This is a genomic window from Chromohalobacter sp. HP20-39, assembly GCF_033052815.1.
Lineage (GTDB): Bacteria > Pseudomonadota > Gammaproteobacteria > Pseudomonadales > Halomonadaceae > Chromohalobacter.
The window spans coordinates 1-242 of the sequence record NZ_JAWHTP010001080.1; the positions used below are offsets into that span (position 1 = coordinate 1).

Below are 242 nucleotides of genomic sequence, written 5' to 3' on the forward strand. Positions count from 1 at the left end.
GCCGATCTGGTCAGTATGGTGGTGGCAACCCACCCCGATCTCGAAGCCGATCGCGCTGCCGTGCGCGAAGGCGAGGCGCGCCTGGCGCACGAGCGCAGCCAACGCTGGCCATCGCTCGCGCTGCGCGGCACGGTGGATCGCGCCCCCGATCTGCAGGACAACCGCGTGGGCGTGGTGATGTCGATCCCGCTGTTCGACCGGCGCGATGGCCCGGTGGGTGAAGCGGTGGCGGCGCTCGAACG

Annotated in this window: 1 protein-coding gene; it reads left to right on the forward strand. The window is 71.5% G+C overall.

Translation table 11 applies throughout. The features are described from left to right. The coding region (locus RVY79_RS21255; protein WP_317466606.1) for a TolC family protein at window positions 1-242 on the forward strand (242 nt) is incomplete at both ends.